This window comes from Enterobacter wuhouensis, assembly GCF_035835995.1.
Taxonomy (GTDB): Bacteria; Pseudomonadota; Gammaproteobacteria; order Enterobacterales; family Enterobacteriaceae; genus Enterobacter; species Enterobacter wuhouensis.
In genome coordinates, this window is the sequence record NZ_CP142124.1 from 549,566 (window position 1) to 566,780 (window position 17,215).

The 17,215-nt window shown below is 57.5% G+C and carries 13 protein-coding genes; 5 read left to right on the forward strand and 8 right to left on the reverse strand.

The genetic code is table 11. The features are described 5' to 3' along the window. Window positions 1–89 precede the first annotated feature (89 nt). The gene (gene cysQ, locus VPX56_RS02695; RefSeq protein ID WP_326469704.1) at window positions 90–830 is read left to right on the forward strand and encodes a 3'(2'),5'-bisphosphate nucleotidase CysQ; all 741 of its coding nucleotides are present in this window, start codon (window positions 90–92) and stop codon (window positions 828–830) included. Here the strand turns inward: cysQ and VPX56_RS02700 are convergent. Continuing rightward, on the reverse strand, window positions 824–1,381 hold the full coding sequence (locus VPX56_RS02700) for a YtfJ family protein (protein WP_131634169.1): 558 nt from the start codon (window positions 1,379–1,381) through the stop codon (window positions 824–826). The genes cysQ and VPX56_RS02700 overlap by 7 nt on opposite strands. A 324-nt stretch (window positions 1,382–1,705) precedes the next feature. Here VPX56_RS02700 and VPX56_RS02705 point away from each other — a divergent pair, with 324 nt between their 5' ends. Continuing rightward, the gene (locus VPX56_RS02705) at window positions 1,706–1,912 is read left to right on the forward strand and encodes a DUF1107 domain-containing protein (RefSeq protein ID WP_003856054.1); all 207 of its coding nucleotides are present in this window, start codon (window positions 1,706–1,708) and stop codon (window positions 1,910–1,912) included. Between the two features lie 64 nt (window positions 1,913–1,976). Here VPX56_RS02705 and VPX56_RS02710 read toward each other — a convergent pair whose 3' ends face one another. The 6 genes from VPX56_RS02710 to VPX56_RS02735 all read right to left on the reverse strand — a co-directional run bounded on the left by VPX56_RS02710 (window position 1,977) and on the right by VPX56_RS02735 (window position 9,589). Then, on the reverse strand, window positions 1,977–3,314 hold the full coding sequence (locus tag VPX56_RS02710) for a polyamine export protein PaeA (RefSeq protein WP_263611420.1): 1,338 nt from the start codon (window positions 3,312–3,314) through the stop codon (window positions 1,977–1,979). A gap of 196 nt (window positions 3,315–3,510) precedes the next feature. After that, complete coding sequence (locus tag VPX56_RS02715) at window positions 3,511–5,058, reverse strand: MFS transporter (RefSeq protein WP_326469708.1); 1,548 nt, start codon at window positions 5,056–5,058, stop codon at window positions 3,511–3,513. A 79-nt stretch (window positions 5,059–5,137) separates the two neighbouring features. Continuing rightward, window positions 5,138–6,160, reverse strand: a complete 1,023-nt coding sequence (locus tag VPX56_RS02720) for a Gfo/Idh/MocA family protein (protein ID WP_326469710.1) — start codon at window positions 6,158–6,160, stop codon at window positions 5,138–5,140. 12 nt (window positions 6,161–6,172) lie between these two features. Next, complete coding sequence (locus VPX56_RS02725; protein ID WP_131634165.1) at window positions 6,173–7,240, reverse strand: Gfo/Idh/MocA family protein; 1,068 nt, start codon at window positions 7,238–7,240, stop codon at window positions 6,173–6,175. Between the two features lie 2 nt (window positions 7,241–7,242). Further along, a complete protein-coding gene (locus VPX56_RS02730) occupies window positions 7,243–8,421 on the reverse strand; it encodes a Gfo/Idh/MocA family protein (protein WP_131634164.1) in 1,179 nt (392 codons plus the stop codon). A 16-nt stretch (window positions 8,422–8,437) separates the two neighbouring features. Then, window positions 8,438–9,589, reverse strand: a complete 1,152-nt coding sequence (locus VPX56_RS02735) for a Gfo/Idh/MocA family protein (RefSeq protein WP_326469713.1) — start codon at window positions 9,587–9,589, stop codon at window positions 8,438–8,440. 192 nt (window positions 9,590–9,781) lie between these two features. On the opposite strand from VPX56_RS02735, the gene VPX56_RS02740 reads away from it, so the two are divergent. Then, window positions 9,782–10,840, forward strand: a complete 1,059-nt coding sequence (locus VPX56_RS02740) for a LacI family DNA-binding transcriptional regulator (protein ID WP_131634162.1) — start codon at window positions 9,782–9,784, stop codon at window positions 10,838–10,840. Here the strand turns inward: VPX56_RS02740 and msrA are convergent, their stop codons facing one another. Then, window positions 10,841–11,482 (reverse strand): peptide-methionine (S)-S-oxide reductase MsrA, encoded by a 642-nt coding sequence (gene msrA / locus VPX56_RS02745; protein WP_131634161.1) that lies wholly within the window; start codon window positions 11,480–11,482, stop codon window positions 10,841–10,843. A 224-nt stretch (window positions 11,483–11,706) separates the two neighbouring features. On the opposite strand from msrA, the gene tamA reads away from it, so the two are divergent. Together tamA and tamB are read left to right on the forward strand one after the other, a co-directional pair. Continuing rightward, the gene (gene tamA, locus VPX56_RS02750; protein WP_131634160.1) at window positions 11,707–13,440 is read left to right on the forward strand and encodes an autotransporter assembly complex protein TamA; all 1,734 of its coding nucleotides are present in this window, start codon (window positions 11,707–11,709) and stop codon (window positions 13,438–13,440) included. Further along, on the forward strand, window positions 13,437–17,213 hold the full coding sequence (tamB, locus tag VPX56_RS02755) for an autotransporter assembly complex protein TamB (RefSeq protein WP_131634159.1): 3,777 nt from the start codon (window positions 13,437–13,439) through the stop codon (window positions 17,211–17,213). Before tamA ends, tamB begins: the two co-directional genes overlap by 4 nt. Window positions 17,214–17,215: the final 2 nt, after the last annotated feature.

Below are 17,215 nucleotides of genomic sequence, written 5' to 3' on the forward strand. Positions count from 1 at the left end.
GGAATTGCTTCACAGATAGCGGAATTGTTCACATTACGATATAAATAAAACAACGAGTTATGCCCACTGCGTTAACGAAGAGGTGGAGAATGTTAGATAAGATTTGTCAGCTCGCACGAGATGCGGGTGATGCCATTATGGAAGTGTACGACGGCACAAAGCCGATGGACGTCGTCAGTAAAGCCGACGACTCTCCGGTCACGGCGGCCGATATCGCAGCGCACGGTGTGATCCTGAAAGGGCTGCAGGCGCTAACGCCGGACATCCCGGTTCTCTCTGAAGAGGCACCGCAGGGCTGGGACGAGCGCCAGCACTGGCAGCGCTACTGGCTGGTTGACCCGCTGGACGGCACCAAAGAGTTCATCAAGCGCAACGGCGAGTTCACCGTCAATGTCGCCCTGATTGAAAAGGGGAAAGCGATCCTCGGCGTGGTTTACGCCCCGGTGATGAAGGTGATGTATAGCGCGGCCGAAGGTAAAGCCTGGAAGGAAGAGTGCGGCGTGCGCAAGCAGATTCAGGTCCGCGATGCGCGTCCACCGCTGGTGGTCATCAGCCGTTCCCACAGCGACAGCGAGCTGGAGGAGTATTTGCAACAGCTGGGCGAGCACCAGACGACGTCGATAGGCTCATCCCTCAAGTTCTGCCTGGTGGCGGAAGGGCAGGCGCAGCTTTACCCGCGCTTCGGGCCGACTAACGTCTGGGATACTGCGGCAGGCCATGCGGTGGCCGCCGCCGCAGGCGCACATGTGCATGACTGGCAGGGCAAGCCGCTGGACTATACCCCGCGCGAGTCATTCCTTAACCCCGGCTTCCGCGTCTCGCTTTACTGATCCAGCAGCTTGTGCAGCAGGGCAACCACCTGCTGCACCTCATCCTGGGTCAATGCGCCGTCTTTCGCCCACTGCACGCGGCCCTCTTTATCCAGCACGACGATTGCCGAACTCTCTTCTTCCAGCTGCCAGGCTTTGCGCGTCACGCCGTTGCTGTCGACGATGAACTGCGACCACGGATAGAGCTTTTTATTGCTCTCCAGGCTTGAGCGAACGAACATGCCGGAGCCGGGGATCGCATCGTCGGTGTTAACAATCGTGGTGGTCTGGTAGCGGTCATGCGGGAATTTTCCGGTCTTGATCGCTTCTACCAGGGTTGCGTTCTTCTCTTTTGCAGATGTACGGCCCGCAATATGTTGTACAACTCTCACTTTCCCAGCGAGCTGCGCGCTATTCCAGGGTTTGTAGCTAAACTTATCATTGTCGAGAATCAATTCTCCCCGGTCAGCAATGCCGACTGGCGGTACGCGTTGTCCTTTTTCAATATTATGAGCGCAAGCCCACAGGGGCAGCAGCAGACAGGCTGCTGCAAGGATGTTACGTAGGGTCATGGTGTTTCCTTATTGTTAGCAGGTGATCCGACCACTTGGTCATACGCTTTTAATCATAAGTGCGATCAATGGGGTTTTCCCGCAAGCGCAATGCCAGTTTGTGGGGGGACGCACATATCCATGAAAAAACGACGGCTTATACTGCCCTGAGTCACGGTTTGCAAAGATTATTCTGAATAATTGTAATCAAACGGTAAATAAACTTATGCACACTGGGTAACAACGTAGTTCTGGTCTATAGTCATGGGGCATCAAAATTTGCGCTCAGGACAGTCGGGCCGATTGTGGCACCGCAAGAGCGTATGATTCGCAGGAGATACAAGAATGAAAATTTTCCAACGCTACAACCCGCTTCAGGTGGCGAAGTACGTGAAGATCCTATTCCGTGGACGGTTGTATATCAAGGATGTTGGCGCTTTTGAGTTCGATAAGGGCAAAATCCTTATCCCAAAAGTGAAGGACAAACAGCACCTGTCTGTGATGTCCGAAGTCAACCGTCAGGTTATGCGTCTGCAGACTGAGATGGCTTAACCAACGTGCTATGCAGTAGTTAAAAAGACGGCTCCCAATGGGAGCCGTTGATGTATCTGGGCCTTTACGCCGACACCTTCTCTTCCGCGTCCGGCAGCCTCGGCACCAGCACGGTCGGTTTGCTATCGATACGCGTCACCAGCAGCTGGTCGATGCGGTAGTTATCGATATCCACCACCTCAAACTTGAATCCTGAGAACTTCACCGAGTCGGTGCGCTTCGGGATTTTACGCAGCATAAACATCATAAAGCCGCCGATAGTTTCGTAGTTGCCGGACTGCGGGAATTCGTCGATGTCCAGCACGCGCATCACGTCTTCAATCGGCGTACCGCCGTCGATCAGCCACGAGTTCTCGTCACGCTGAACAATCTGCTCTTCCATGCCCTGGCCGACGAGGTCGCCCATCAGCGTGGTCATCACGTCGTTCAGGGTGATGATGCCCACCACCAGCGCGTATTCGTTCATGATGACGGCGAAGTCTTCACCGGCGGTTTTGAAGCTTTCCAGCGCTTCTGAGAGCGTCAGGGTGTCCGGCACGATCAGCGTGTTGCGGATCTGCACGCCGCTGTTCAGCGCCAGGCTCTGGTTTGCCAGCACGCGGTTCAGCAGGTCTTTCGAGTCGACGTAGCCGATGATGTGGTCGATATCTTCATTACAGACCAGGAACTTAGAGTGCGGATGCTCGGCAACCTTGTTCTTCAGGCTCTGCTCGTCTTCGTGCAGATCGAACCAAATCACGTTTTCACGGCCGGTCATGGATGACGGAACGGTACGGGATTCCAGTTCAAAGACGTTCTCAATCAGCTCGTGCTCCTGCTTACGCAGCACCCCGGCAAGCGCGCCGGCTTCCACCACCGCATAAATATCGTCGGACGTGATGTCATCCTTGCGCACCATCGGCAGCTTGAATATGCGGAAAATCATATTCGCCAGGCCGTTGAAGAACCAGACCAGCGGGCGGAACACATACAGGCAGAAGCGCATCGGGTTGATGATACGCAAAGCCACGGCTTCTGGCGCAATCATACCGATGCGTTTCGGGGTCAGGTCTGCGAAGAGAATGAACAGGCCAGTCACCAGGGTGAAGGAGAGGATAAAGCTCAGCTGTTCGGCAAGCTCTACGGACATGTACTTCACAAAGAGGCTATAGAACGCCGGAGAAAATGCTGCATCGCCCACGATACCGCCGAGAATGGCGACCGCGTTCAGGCCAATCTGCACCACGGTGAAGAACATGCCGGGGTTTTCCTGCATCTTCAGGATGCGTGATGCGTTGATGTTGCCTTCATCGGCAAGCAGCTTCAGTTTGATTTTACGGGACGCGGCCAGCGAAATCTCCGATATAGAGAAAAATGCGCTGACGGCAATAAGGCAAAGTATTACTAAAATACTGTTTAACATAGTTTATCCGGCTTATCGCCAGATCCTCAGAAGGGGAGTTGATACCATTTGTGTGGATACACATTGAACGTCGGCTCGTAGCGTTGAGCCGATTATTTCAGCGGTAGTATAGCGTAAAGACGTGTAAATCTGCCAGAGGTCACATTTTTGGCAGTAAAGGCAGGCCGGGCGGCATGATACCGCCCGGCGTTGAAGGTTATTTTACCGTGGAGAGATCGACCTTGCCGACCGCCCGGCGCGTAGCGTCCCCGCCCCACACCTGGTCGTATTCATAGCCCGTCAGCTGCTTGATGACCACGCGCGTATCATCGTCGCAGTCTCGATAGTCGCCGCCCAGCTTGCGGCGGGCAATCTCTTTGAGCAGCACCTTGTGCGTTTCTCGCGTCAGCCTGAACTTATACGTCGCGAAGAAACTCACCGCCAGCAGCGCCGCCGTTGCAAAAATCATCAGCCCGATGATGGCGCCCAGCGCGCTTTCGGGCTGTGCGCCGCTGCCCTTCACGAAGCCGGATTCCTGCAGCACCAGGCCGATAATCATGATGGCAATCGCGACGGTGCTTTTGCGGGTCAGCACCATTACGCCCGCAAAAATCCCTTCACGGCGCTGCTGCGTGACCATCTCATCGATATCCGGGATAAAGCTGTAGATATTCCACGGGATGTAGTACAGGCCGGAACGCGCCGCGCCGAGCAGAATAAAGACCGCCGAGAACAGCAGCGTCGGCACCTGTGTTTTGGTGAGGTAGACCGTAAACAGGAACGCCAGCACCAGGAAGATACAGCCGTAGGCGAGGCGCAGGGCCGCCGATGGCGTCATGTTGAGCCGGTTCAACAGCAGCATAAATCCGTACGTACCCGGCACCGATGCGAACGCCGCGATGCTCAGCCAGCCGGATACGGCAGCCGCGTCCTGGCTCAGGCAATACACCACGTAATAGGTAAAGACGGAGCCGAATACATCCATCGCGGTAAAGGAGAAGATATAAATCAAAATATGCAGGCGAAACGCCCGAATGCGGAAGGATGAAAACAGATCCAGTACCAGATATTTAAGGTGATTTCCTATCCCGCTGCTGCGATGATTATCGACCTTAAAGTCAGATTCCTGATGAACGTCTTTCGCTTCCCACGTGGTGTACCAGGTAATAAATACCGCAATACAAAAGACGCAGGAAAATATCAGGCCCGTCAGGGTGTAGGTAAACGGATTATCTTTTCCGGTGAACTGCATAATGACGCCGGGAACGGAAACGGCAAGAAAACCGCCCAGCTGCGAGCAAATCATGCGTACCCCGGAGAGGCGGCTACGCTCTTCGTAGCGGTTGGTCATTTCCGCCGCCAGGGTTTCCCACGGAACTAACACCATTGCCGATAGCAGTTCGATAGAGAGATAGGTGCCCAGGTAATACCAGTACCCCATATCCGTCATCCACAGCAGGGCGTAAAGGAACATGAGCGGGGAGCTGAGTAATAAAAAGAAGCGCCGACGGCCAAATTTCCGCCCAAGCCAGGTATCCCCGAAATTGTCGGTGATATAGCCCATTATCGGGCTTAATAACGCATCAATCACGCGGGCAATGGCAAAAATAGACCCCGCTTCGACAACGGAAAGCCCGCAATAGGTGGTGTAAAAAAAGAGCAGCCAGGTGCCGATAATGGCGAAAGCGCCTCCGCCAAACAGATCGGTTATGCCGTAGCCAAGCGCCACGCCATAACCAACTCTACGTTCAGTTGGTTTGACCATAATAATATCCAGTGTAGGGTAATGATTAACCTGTCTTTCAGGTCGTATTTTTATTAACTGCTGGAATTCAAATTACGTTCTAATTATTGATATCTATCCACTGTCTTATTTGAGATGACCGATATATAGCCTCCACAAGCGTGAGTGATTTTCCGGCTTCACGGATATCGGTGTAATCCGTGTTCCCGGGGTTATTGATGGCATGATAAAAGCGGCGGATCGCCTGCTGGTGTCCCAGCCCCCAGTAGCTTTTGGCCGAGCCGTCGGGGGCGGCGTCGCTTTCCAGCTTAAAACGTTCGCCAGGGGTAACACGCCAGAGCGTATTGTCGTTAAGCAGCAGCGAGCCGTGCTCGCAGTGGATCTCCAGTAAAAGCGGAGAGTCGGTGGTGTAGCAGTTGCTGGCATAAAAGATCCCGCGCGCGCCGTTAGTAAAGTGCAGCGTCGCCATCGCGCTGTCTTCTCCCTCGGTGACGTCGGCCAGCTCGCCGCTGTCGACCACGCCCTTCAGCCGCGTGACGCCACCGGCGAACCACTGCATCAGGTCTAGCGTGTGGATCGCCTGGTTGATCAGCAGGCTGCCGCCCTCCGTTGCCAGCCGTCCGCGCCAGGCGCTGTCGGTGTAGTAAGCGCCTGAACGTGACCACGTCAGCACCGCCCTGATGCTCAACATCTTGCCCAGCCCGCCGTTGCGTAATTCGTGCAGGATCCGCAGGCTGGTTGGGTTGAGCCGGTTTTGATAGCAGACGCCAAGCAATCCCGAAGCACCTTCAACAGCACGGGTGATATCAATGATGTCGCTCCCGTTCATGCCCACCGGCTTTTCGCAAAACACATTCTTTCCGGCGGCAAGCGCCGCCAGGATCATGTTTTTGTGCTCGAAGTGGGGCGTGCAGATGTGCACCACGTCGATGCTGTCATCCAGCAGCATTTCCCGGTAATCCTGATAAAAGCGGCACTGATAGTTCATCGCCAGCTTCAGTCCTTTGACGCTGTCGGTGTCGACCAGCGCGCGCAGCGTGACGTTGGGGATCTGGCGCAGGGCATTCACATGACAGCCGTGGATAGCCCCGCCGCCGATAATCGCCGTGTTCAGGATGGTCATCTTCGCCTCCCGTCAGTCAGCCGCGTTCGCGAGCATCTGCGCCTTCACGCACAGCTCCGCCGCCTTAAAGGCGTGCGCCTGCGTCATGGCGTTTTCGGTGCGGTGCAGGCAGTCGAGGATCAGCTCGCCAAAGAACGGGAACCCGACCTGTCCGGCCACCGGATAGCGGAACTCGCCCTCTTTGTTGACGAGGTAAACCACGTCCTGCTCGCCGCGGGTGAGGTCGACGTATTTGCGGATTTCGATATACCCCTCGGTGCCGAGCAGCGTCAGGCGGCCATCGCCCCAGGTAGAGAGCCCGTCCGGCGTGAACCAGTCGCAGCGGAAATAGCCGCTGGCACCGTTTTCGCCCTTAATCATTGCGTCGCCGAAATCTTCAAATGCCGGATACTGCGGATGGTTGAAATTGCGTGCCTGGCCGGCGACCACGGTGGCGTTGCTGTTCCCGGTGTAAAACAGAAATTGCTCAATCTGGTGGCTGCCGATATCGCACAGAATGCCGCCGAAGTAGCGACGATCGTAGAACCAGTCCGGGCGGCCCGTTCCTTCCCGGTGCGGGCCGGTGCCCAGGGTTTGGACTACGCGACCAATCGCGCCCTGCTGCACCAGCTGTCCGGCAAAGACCGCGCTCTCCACGTGCAGGCGTTCGCTGTAGTAGACCGCGTATTTCTTCCCGGTTTTCTCGACCATCGCCCTGGCATCGGCCAGCTGTTCTAGCGTGGTGAGCGGCGCTTTGTCGGTAAAGTAGTCTTTGCCTGCGGCCATCGCTTTCAGCCCCAGCGCGCAGCGCTCGGAGGGGATAGCGGCCCCTGCGACCAGACGCACCTCATCGTCGTTGAGTATCACCTCCAGCGACTTCGCCACGTTTGCCTGCGGGTACTGCTGGATAAATTTATCCACTTTCGCCGGGTCGGGATCGTAAACCCACTTGAGCGTCGCGCCCGCTTCAATCAGGCCGTTACTCATGCCGTAGATATGGCCGTGGTCGAGCGCGGCGGCGGCAAAGACAAACTCTCCCTCGCGCACAACGGGCTGTGGTTTGCCGACCGGCGCGTAGTTCATTCCGTCATTCTTGTTCATGGTTAAATTCCTCGATCCAGATCTTTGCCCAAAGGGATAGCGCCCACTTCGCTGAAGTTGGCGACGCTTGCGGATTTCTCATAAAAACGGGGGGCGAGGGCGTTGGTCCCGCCGGTACGGTAAAACGGATCGTCACGGCCAATTGGCAGGGTGACAACGCTGCGGGTGATGGATGACTTGTAAATCGCGGTAATCAGCTCCAGCGAGCGCTTGCCCTGCACGCCGTCCACCAGCGGGGCCGCGTCGCGCTCAATGCTCTGGAGCAGGTCGTCGATCTGGCCCGTGTGCAGCGTCCATGCGAGCTTCGGCGTCTCATGGAAGACGGCGTTGAGCTGCGCTTCTCGCGTCAGGTCGTTCGTTTCCTGCGGAAAGCCGTTATCGGCGCTGACGCTGGCAAACGCCTGCCACGGCGCGGAAATACGCGCTTTGTCGCCCTGAATAATGATTTTCTGATCTTCGCCGTGATGGACAACCGAGGCGGTCAACTGCGTGAGCGCGCCGCTGGGGTATTTGAAAATCGCGGCGCTGAGATCCTCTACTTCGGCGTTGTCGTGCGCCACGTTGGTCATCATCGCCACCACCTCGGACGGAAAGCCCAGCATCCACTGAATAGCGTCGATATGGTGCACCGCGTGGTTCAGCGTGCAGCCGCCGCCCTCTTTTTCCCAGGTGCCGCGCCACCACAGATCGTAATAGCAGTGTCCGCGCCACCAGAAGGAGTCGACCTGCGCGTGGCAGATCTTGCCCGCGAGGCCGGAGTCCAGCGCCGCCTTTAAGCGCCAGAAGGCATCGGTAAAGCGGTTTTGCGCGATGATGGCGAGCGTTTTGCCGCTGGCTTTTTGTGCGGCAATCATCGCGTCGCACTCCTCAAGCGACGCGGCCATCGGTTTTTCGCACAGCACGTGGCAACCGGCGCGAAGTGCGTCGATGCTGATTTCTGCATGTACGTAGGGCGGCGTGCAGACATCGACAATATCGAGGCTGCGTTCTGATTCCAGCATCAGCTGGTGGCTTGCATAAACACGCGCCTCCGTCAGGCCGTAGCGTGCCTTTTTCTCTTCGGCCTTTTCGGGGTAGATATCCACCAGCGCGACAATCCGGCAGCGCTGGCCGAACTGCAAATAGCCCTGAATGTGGTTATGCGAGATATTCCCTGTTCCCACGATAGCGACGTTTAACATCAATTATTCTCCCGGGTTACCAGCTGCCCGAGGCGTCCAGCGTGACGCTGGTGGCCTCTTTGTCTACTGAGGTGTTAATGCGCTGCTGGAGCAGGCGCAGATACTGTTTCTCGTTGAGCGGCAGTTCGACCCAGTCGTCCGTCCAGGTGGAAAGGTGCATGGCGTTGGAAAGCGTTAAGCCGCGAATGCCTTCCAGACCGGGCGCGATCAGCGGCTCGCCGCGCAGGATGGCGGCACAGAAGTTGGCGGTGATGACGTAGTGCTCGCTGCATTCCGGCGCGACGGGAAGGGTGACTTCCCAGCATTCCGGCTCGCCGAAACCGTTTTGCCAGCGGGCGTTAAACGCCGTTTCGGATTCACGCAGCCGCCAGTAGCGCAGCTTCCCTTCTTCCACGACCACCTTGCCGCGATCGCCCACGATCTCCAGGCGGTTGGTCCCCGGCGTTTCGGCGACGGTGGTGATAAACACGCCGGTGGCCCCGTTGGCATATTCGGCGTAGGCGGTGACCTCGTCTTCCACTTCGATATCGCGATGCTTACCGAACTGGCAAAACGCGCGCAGGCGTACCGGCATACCCACCAGCCACTGCCAGAGATCGAGCTGGTGCGGGTCCTGGTTGAGCAGCACGCCGCCGCCTTCGCCCTTCCAGGTGGCGCGCCAGCCGCCGGAGTTGTAATAGCTCTGCGAGCGATACCAGTTGGTGATGATCCAGTTTGAACGGCGGATTTCACCCAGCTCGCCGCTGTCGATCAGATCTTTAACCTTCTGATAGAGCGGGTTAGGGCGCTGGTTGTACATGATGCCGAACACCACGTCGCACTCGTGCGCGCAGGCATTCATCTCCTGCACCTGCGCCGTATACACGCCCGCCGGTTTCTCGCACAGGGTATGAATGCCGTTGCGCATGGCCAGCATCGACAGGCGCGGGTGCTCGTAGTGCGGGGTCGCGACGATGACCGCGTCGATAAGCCCGCTCTGGAGCATCTCCTGCGCGTCGCTGAACAGCGGGATGGCGCCCACCAGCTGGCGAATGGCCGGATGTTTTTCCGGAGCATGATCGCAAACCGCAGTCAGGCAGGCGTCGCTGACGGTACCTGCCAGCAAATAGCGCGCGTGGACCGTACCGATATTACCTATACCAATAATGCCAAAACGTACCTTCTCCATGTCACACCTTAATTTCAGTCGAAAAGAGTGATGACCGGAAAATAAGAAAGGCGGACCGTAGCGACAATGTGTTTTTGTGAGAATACTCGCAAGGTCAATAAGTAAACTCTAACGTTTCTGAAATTTGGTTTTAAAATCAAAGCGCTGTTTCTGCAAATATTTGCAAAAACTGATTGGGAGCGAGGTCACACTATGGCTGGCAGGTTAAAAATGGAGGAGATCGCGTCCCTGACGGGGTACTCGGTCAGTACGGTTTCCAGAGTGCTCAGCGGCAAGTCTTACACCAGCGATAAGGCGCGCGACGCGATTGTCCGCACCGCGCGCGAGCTCGGCGTGCTTGAGTCGATGGCGAGCGGGCGGCTGCTGATTAACGGTATCGCTGTTTTTGCCCCGGAAAGAACCTTTCAGGGGCGCGGCGATATTTTTTATCTGGAAGTGACTAAAGGGATCGCCGAAGCCAGCGCGCCGCACAATGTGTGGGTCAGTTATTGCGGGCTGGAAGAACAACACGCCGATGTAAAATTATTTCTCGAAAAGGCCAGCCATAAAAATATTAACGCGATAATTATCATTGGCACGGATGATTCCACCATTTTTAAACTGGCCAGTACGCTTAATAAACCCTGCGTATTAATTAATTCCGTCGACAGGGATCGGGTGCTGGATTCCGTTTCGCCGGATCACCGCGCGATTGGCTTTACCACCATGCAATATCTTTTCGAGCAGGGGCACCGGCGGGTGCTCACGCTGACCTGCCTGCGCCGTGATACGCTCTATGCCAGACTCGACGGCATCAAAGAGGCGTATCGTCATTTCCACGTCGCCTTTGACCCGCAGCGCGATTTACTGGTGACGGAGTGGTTTACGGCAGAAGAGGCCGAGCGGGCGCTGGATGAGTGGCTGATGCGCCATGACCGTTCACAATGGCCAGAGGTGATTTTCCCCAACAGCACCAGCATGACGGAAGGCGTGCTTCGGGCATTGCAGCGGCACGGGCTGCGCGTCCCGGAGGATATCTCGCTTATCACGACCGATTTTGCGTGGAATCTGGAGCACCGCCTGGAAAAACCGGTGACGGGCGTAACCGTGCCCTGCCGGGATCTGGGTATTGAGGCCGTTCAACTGCTGCAAACGCGGCTCAATCGACCCCAGGCTCCGGTCTATAACCTGCTGCTGCAGGGGAAAGTGATGGATTATGGTTCGGTGAGTAATGCCACGCGCCACGCGGCTCGCGTGGCGCTAGACCAGTAATCAGGCCAGCTGTGGCGGCAGACACACGCCGATGCCCCCGATGCCGCAGTAGCCGTACGGGTTTTTGTGCAGGTACTGCTGGTGATCGTCTTCGGCATAGTAAAACGGCTTCGCGGTGGCGATTTCCGTTGTTACCTCACGCGTATCGCCGGCGTCACGCATGGCCTTCTGGAATCGCTCCAGGCTGGCGCGCGCTGCGCTGTCCTGCTCAGGCGTGAGCGGATAGATTGCAGAGCGATACTGGGTGCCGCGATCGTTGCCCTGACGCATGCCCTGGGCCGGGTCGTGGTTTTCCCAGAAGACCTGCAGCAGCTGTTCGTAGCTGATGATGGCAGGATCGTACACCACGCGCACGGCTTCAGCGTGGCCGGTTTCGCCGGAGCACACTTCGCGGTAGGTTGGGTTTGGCGTATAGCCACCGGTGTAACCTGCGGCGGTACTGTAAACGCCCGGCAGCTGCCAGTAGAGCCGCTCGACGCCCCAGAAGCAGCCCATCGCGAACAGGGCAATCTCCATTCCATCAGGAACGTTTGTCATTGAATGGTTGTTTACGGCGTGTAACGTTGCCACTGGCATAGGGGTATTGCGTCCCGGTAACGCATCGGCTTGCGAAACCAGATGCTTTTTGTCGAATAAACTCACGGTGGGGCCTCCCGGGTAGCGATGTTTCGGTTAAGGTTGTCACGACGCGTTTAATTGAACACAATAAATGCGCTGAATGAGACTAGATTTAATCATAAGAAATATTTGGGTGTTACACCCTTTTTCAACCCGCGAATTGGGTTTTTGGCTAACAGGCCGTATTGAGCCGCGGAGCGGCACTTCATTTGCTTCCAGGGTGGAAACAGGGATATTCAGGAGAAAACGTGACAAAAATCCGCCAGTTATGTCTAGTCAGCGTATTGCTGACAAGCGGGATTGCCAGCGCGGCGAATGTCCGTTTGCAGGTTGAGGGGTTATCCGGGGCGCTGGAAAAAAACGTGCGCGCGCAGCTGTCGACGATCCAGAGCGATGAAGTCACACCGGATCGGCGTTTTCGCGCGCGCGTAGATGACGCGATCCGTGAAGGGCTAAAAGCGCTGGGGTATTACGAACCCACCATTGATTTCGATTTACGTCCACCTCCGGCCAAAGGGCGGCAGGTGCTGATTGCCCGCGTCTCGCCGGGGGAGCCGGTATTGATTGGCGGCACCAACGTGGTGCTGCGCGGCGGCGCGCGCACCGACCGGGATTATCTGGATCTGCTCAGCGAGCGCCCGAAGGTGGGCACCGTGCTGAACCACGGTGATTACGACCACTTCAAAAAATCGCTCACCAGCGTGTCGCTGCGCAAGGGCTATTTCGACAGCCAGTTCAACAAAAGCCAGCTTGGCGTTGCATTAGGCCGACGTCAGGCGTTCTGGGATATCGATTTCGACAGCGGCGAGCGCTATCGCTTTGGCGATGTCACCTTTGAAGGCTCGCAAATCCGCGAAGAGTATCTGCAGAACCTGGTGCCGTTCAAAAAAGGCGATTACTACCAGTCGAGCGATCTGGGCGAGCTGAACCGCCGCCTGTCGGCGACCGGCTGGTTTAACTCGGTTGTTGTCGCGCCGGAGTTCGATCACGCGCGCAAAACCAAGGTGTTGCCGCTGCACGGCGTTGTTTCGCCGCGCACCGAGAACACGATTGAGACCGGGGTTGGCTATTCGACGGACGTAGGCCCGCGCGTGAAGGCGACGTGGAAAAAACCGTGGATGAACTCCTATGGCCACAGCCTGACCACCAGCGCCAGCATCTCCGCGCCGGAACAGCAGCTCGACTTCAGCTACAAAATGCCGCTGCTGAAAAACCCGCTGGAACAGTATTACCTGCTGCAGGGGGGCTTTAAGCGCACCGACCTGAACGACACCGAGCAGGATTCCACCACGCTCGCCGTGTCGCGATTCTGGGACCTCTCCAGCGGCTGGCAGCGCGCCATCAACCTGCGCTGGAGCCTTGACCACTTTACCCAGGCAAACGTCACCAACACCACCATGCTGCTTTATCCGGGCGTGATGATTAGCCGTACCCGCTCGCGCGGAGGGCTGATGCCCGTCTGGGGCGACTCGCAGCGGTACTCCATCGACTATTCCAACTCCGCCTGGGGCTCAGACGTGGATTTCTCCGTCGTTCAGGCGCAAAACGTCTGGATCCGGACGCTGTATGACAAACACCGCTTCGTGATGCGCGGCAACCTCGGCTGGATTGAAACCGGCGATTTCGAACGCGTTCCGCCGGACCTGCGTTTCTTCGCCGGCGGCGACCGCAGCATTCGCGGGTATAAGTACAAATCCATCTCGCCGGAAAATAGCAAAGGCCAGCTGACCGGTGCGTCCAAGCTGGCGACCGGCTCGCTGGAGTATCAGTACAACGTCAGCGGAAAATGGTGGGGCGCAATGTTTGTCGACGGCGGCGAGGCGGTGAATGATATCCGCCGCAGCGATTTCAAAACCGGCGCGGGCGTCGGCGTGCGCTGGCAGTCGCCCGTCGGGCCGATCAAGCTCGACTTCGCCGTCCCGGTGGGCGACAAAGACGAACACGGATTACAGTTTTACATCGGTCTGGGGCCTGAATTATGAGTTTATGGAAGAAGATAAGCCTCGGCGTGTTGATATTCATCGTGCTGCTGCTCGGCACGGTGGCGTTTCTGGTCGGCACGACGACCGGTCTGCATTTGCTGTTTAACGCGGCTAACCGCTGGGTACCGGGTCTGGAAATTGGTCAGGTGACGGGCGGCTGGCGCGATCTGCGCCTCAAAAACATTCGTTATGAACAGCCCGGCGTGGCGGTGAACGCAGGGGAGTTCCACCTGGCGGTGAAGCTCGGCTGCCTCAAAGACAGCAAGCTCTGCGTTAACGATCTCTCGCTAAAAGATGTCAACGTGGCGATAGATTCGAAAAAAATGCCCAAGTCGGCGCCTGTCGAAGAAGAGGATAGCGGCCCGCTGAACCTCTCAACGCCGTACCCGATTGCGCTCTATCGGGTGGCGCTGGATAACGTCAATATCAAGATCGACGACACCACCGTATCGGTAATGGATTTCACCTCCGGCCTGCGCTGGCAGGAGAAAAACCTCACCCTGACGCCAACCTCCCTGCAGGGGCTGCTGATTGCCTTGCCAAAAGTGGCCGACGTGGCGCAGGAAGAGATCGTCGAGCCGAAGATCCAGAACCCGCAGCCGGAAGAGAAGCCGCTGGGCGAAACGCTGAAAGACCTCTTCTCGAAGCCCGTCCTGCCCGAGATGACCGACGTTCATCTGCCGCTGAACCTCAACATTGAAGAGTTTAAAGGTGAGCAGCTTCGACTGACCGGCGATACCGATCTGACGGTCTTCAACATGCTGCTTAAGGTGAGCAGCATTGACGGCAACATGAAGCTCGACGCGCTGGATATCGACACCAATCAGGGCTCGGTTAACGCGTCGGGGAATGCCCTGCTGCGGGATAACTGGCCGGTGGACATTACGCTCAACAGCGCGCTCAACATCGATCCGCTGAAAGGCGAAAAGGTGAAGGTGAAGGTTGGCGGCGCGCTGCGCGATAAGCTCGAGTTTGGCGTGAATCTCTCCGGCCCGGTGGATATGGTCCTGCGGGGGCAAACCCAGCTGGCGGAAGCCGGTTTACCGATCAATCTGGAGATTGTCAGCCAGCAGCTTTACTGGCCGTTCACCGGCGAAAAACAGTTCCAGGCCGATGACCTGAAGCTGAAGCTGAGCGGCAAGATGACCGATTACACCCTGTCGTTCCGCACGGCGGTGAAGGGGCAGGGCGTGCCGCCCGCGAACATCACGCTGGACGCGAAGGGGAATGAACAGCAGGTTAACCTTGATAAGCTGACCGTCGCGGCACTGGAAGGGAAAACCGAGCTGACCGCGCTGCTCGACTGGCAGCAGGCGATCAGCTGGCGCGGCGAGCTGAAGTTGACGGGCATCAACACCGCCAAAGAGGTGCCGGACTGGCCGTCGAAGCTGGACGGCCTGATCAAAACGCGCGGCAGCCTGTACGGCGGCACGTGGCAGATGGACGTGCCGGAAATCAAGCTCACCGGTAACGTGAAGCAGAATAAGGTCAACGTTGAAGGTTCCGTTAAGGGCAACAGCTACCTGCAGTGGGTGATCCCGGGTCTGCACGTGGCGCTGGGCCGCAACACGGCGGACATCAAAGGCGAGCTGGGGGTGAAGGATCTCGATCTGGACGCCACCATCGACGCGCCGAATCTGGACAACGCCCTGCCTGGACTTGGCGGTACGGCGAAAGGGCTGGTGAAGGTGCGCGGTACCGTGGAGGCGCCGCAGCTGCTGGCGGACATTACCGCCAATAACCTGCGCTGGCAGGAGCTGAGCGTGGCCCGCGTTCGCGTAGAAGGGGATGTGAAATCCACCGATCAGATTGGCGGTAACCTGAACCTGCGCGTGGAGCGCATTTCTCAGCCGGACGTGAACATTAATCTGGTCACCCTGGACGCCAAAGGGAACGAGAAGCAGCACGATCTCCAGCTGCGCGTGCAGGGCGAACCGGTCTCCGGCCAGCTGCACCTGACAGGCAGCTTCGACCGCAAGGAAGAACGCTGGAAAGGGACGCTGGATAATACGCGTTTCAATACACCGGTCGGGCCGCTGGCTCTGTCGCGCTCCATCGCGCTGGACTACCGCAACGCCGAGCAGAAGATCAGCATTGGGCCACACTGCTGGACCAACCCGAACGCCGAGCTGTGCGTACCGCAAACCATTGATGCGGGCGCGGAAGGGCGCGCGCAGATCAATCTCAACCGCTTCGATCTGGCGATGCTGAAACCGTTTATGCCGGATACCACCCAGGCCAGCGGCGTGTTCAGTGGAAAAGCGGACGTGGCGTGGGACACCACCAAAGAGGGGCTGCCTCAGGGGAGCGTCACGCTTTCCGGGCGTAACGTGAAGGTGACGCAGACGGTCAATGATGCGCCGCTGCCGGTCGCTTTCGACACCCTGAACCTGAGCGCCGACCTGCACAATAACCGTGCGCAGCTGGAGTGGCTTATCCGCCTGACCAACAACGGCCAGTTTGACGGGCAGGTGCAGATTACCGATCCGCAGGGTCGACGCAATCTGGGCGGCAACGTCAATGTCCGTAACTTCAACCTCGCGATGGTAAACCCAATTTTTTCTCGCGGGGAAAAAGCCGCCGGGATGCTCAATGCAAACCTGCGCCTGGCCGGCAGTGCGCAAAGCCCGCAGCTGTTTGGCCAGATGCAGCTAAACGGCGTGGATATCGACGGTAACTTTATGCCGTTTGATATGCAGCCGAGCCAGATTGCAATGAACTTCAACGGCATGAGCTCGACGCTCAGCGGATCGGTGCTGACCCAGCAGGGGCAGATCAACCTGAGCGGTGACGCCGACTGGAGCCAGCTTGATAACTGGCGTGCCCGTATCGCGGCGAAGGGCAGCCGGGTGCGTATTACCGTTCCGCCGATGGTGCGCCTGGACGTCTCGCCTGATGTGGTCTTCGTCGCGACGCCAAGCCTCTTCACCCTGGATGGACGCGTCGACGTTCCCTGGGCGCGTATCGTGGTTCACGACGTGCCGGAAAGCGCGGTTGGCGTCTCCAGTGATGAAGTTATGCTCAGTGATAATCTGAAACCTGTCGAGGAGAAGAGCGCGGGCATACCGATCAATAGTAATCTTATCGTGCACGTGGGGAATAACGTGCGGTTGGATGCGTTTGGGCTGAAGGCGAGGCTGACGGGCGATCTGAAAGTGGCCCAGGATAAACAAGGGCTTGGCCTGAACGGGCAGATCAATATTCCTGAGGGGCGTTTCCACGCCTATGGTCAGGATCTGATTGTGCGTAAGGGTGAGCTGCTGTTCTCTGGCCCGCCGGATCAGCCTTTGTTGAACATCGAAGCGATTCGTAACCCGGATGCGACCGAAGACGACGTGATTGCCGGCGTGCGCGTGACCGGCTCTGCCGACGAGCCGAAGGCGGAAATCTTCTCCGACCCGGCGATGTCGCAGCAGGAGGCACTTTCTTACCTGCTGCGTGGACAAGGCCTGGAGAGCGGTCAAAGCGACAGTGCGGCGATGACGTCAATGTTAGTCGGCCTGGGGGTTGCACAAAGTGGTCAGGTTGTGGGTAAAATCGGCGAGACGTTCGGCGTAAGCAATCTGGCGCTGGACACCCAGGGCGTGGGTGACTCCTCGCAGGTGGTGGTCAGCGGCTACGTACTGCCGGGTCTGCAGGTAAAATATGGCGTGGGGATCTTTGACTCACTGGCAACACTCACGTTACGCTATCGCCTGATGCCCAAGCTATATCTGGAAGCAGTGTCTGGCATAGATCAGGCACTTGATCTGCTCTATCAGTTTGAGTTTTAGCA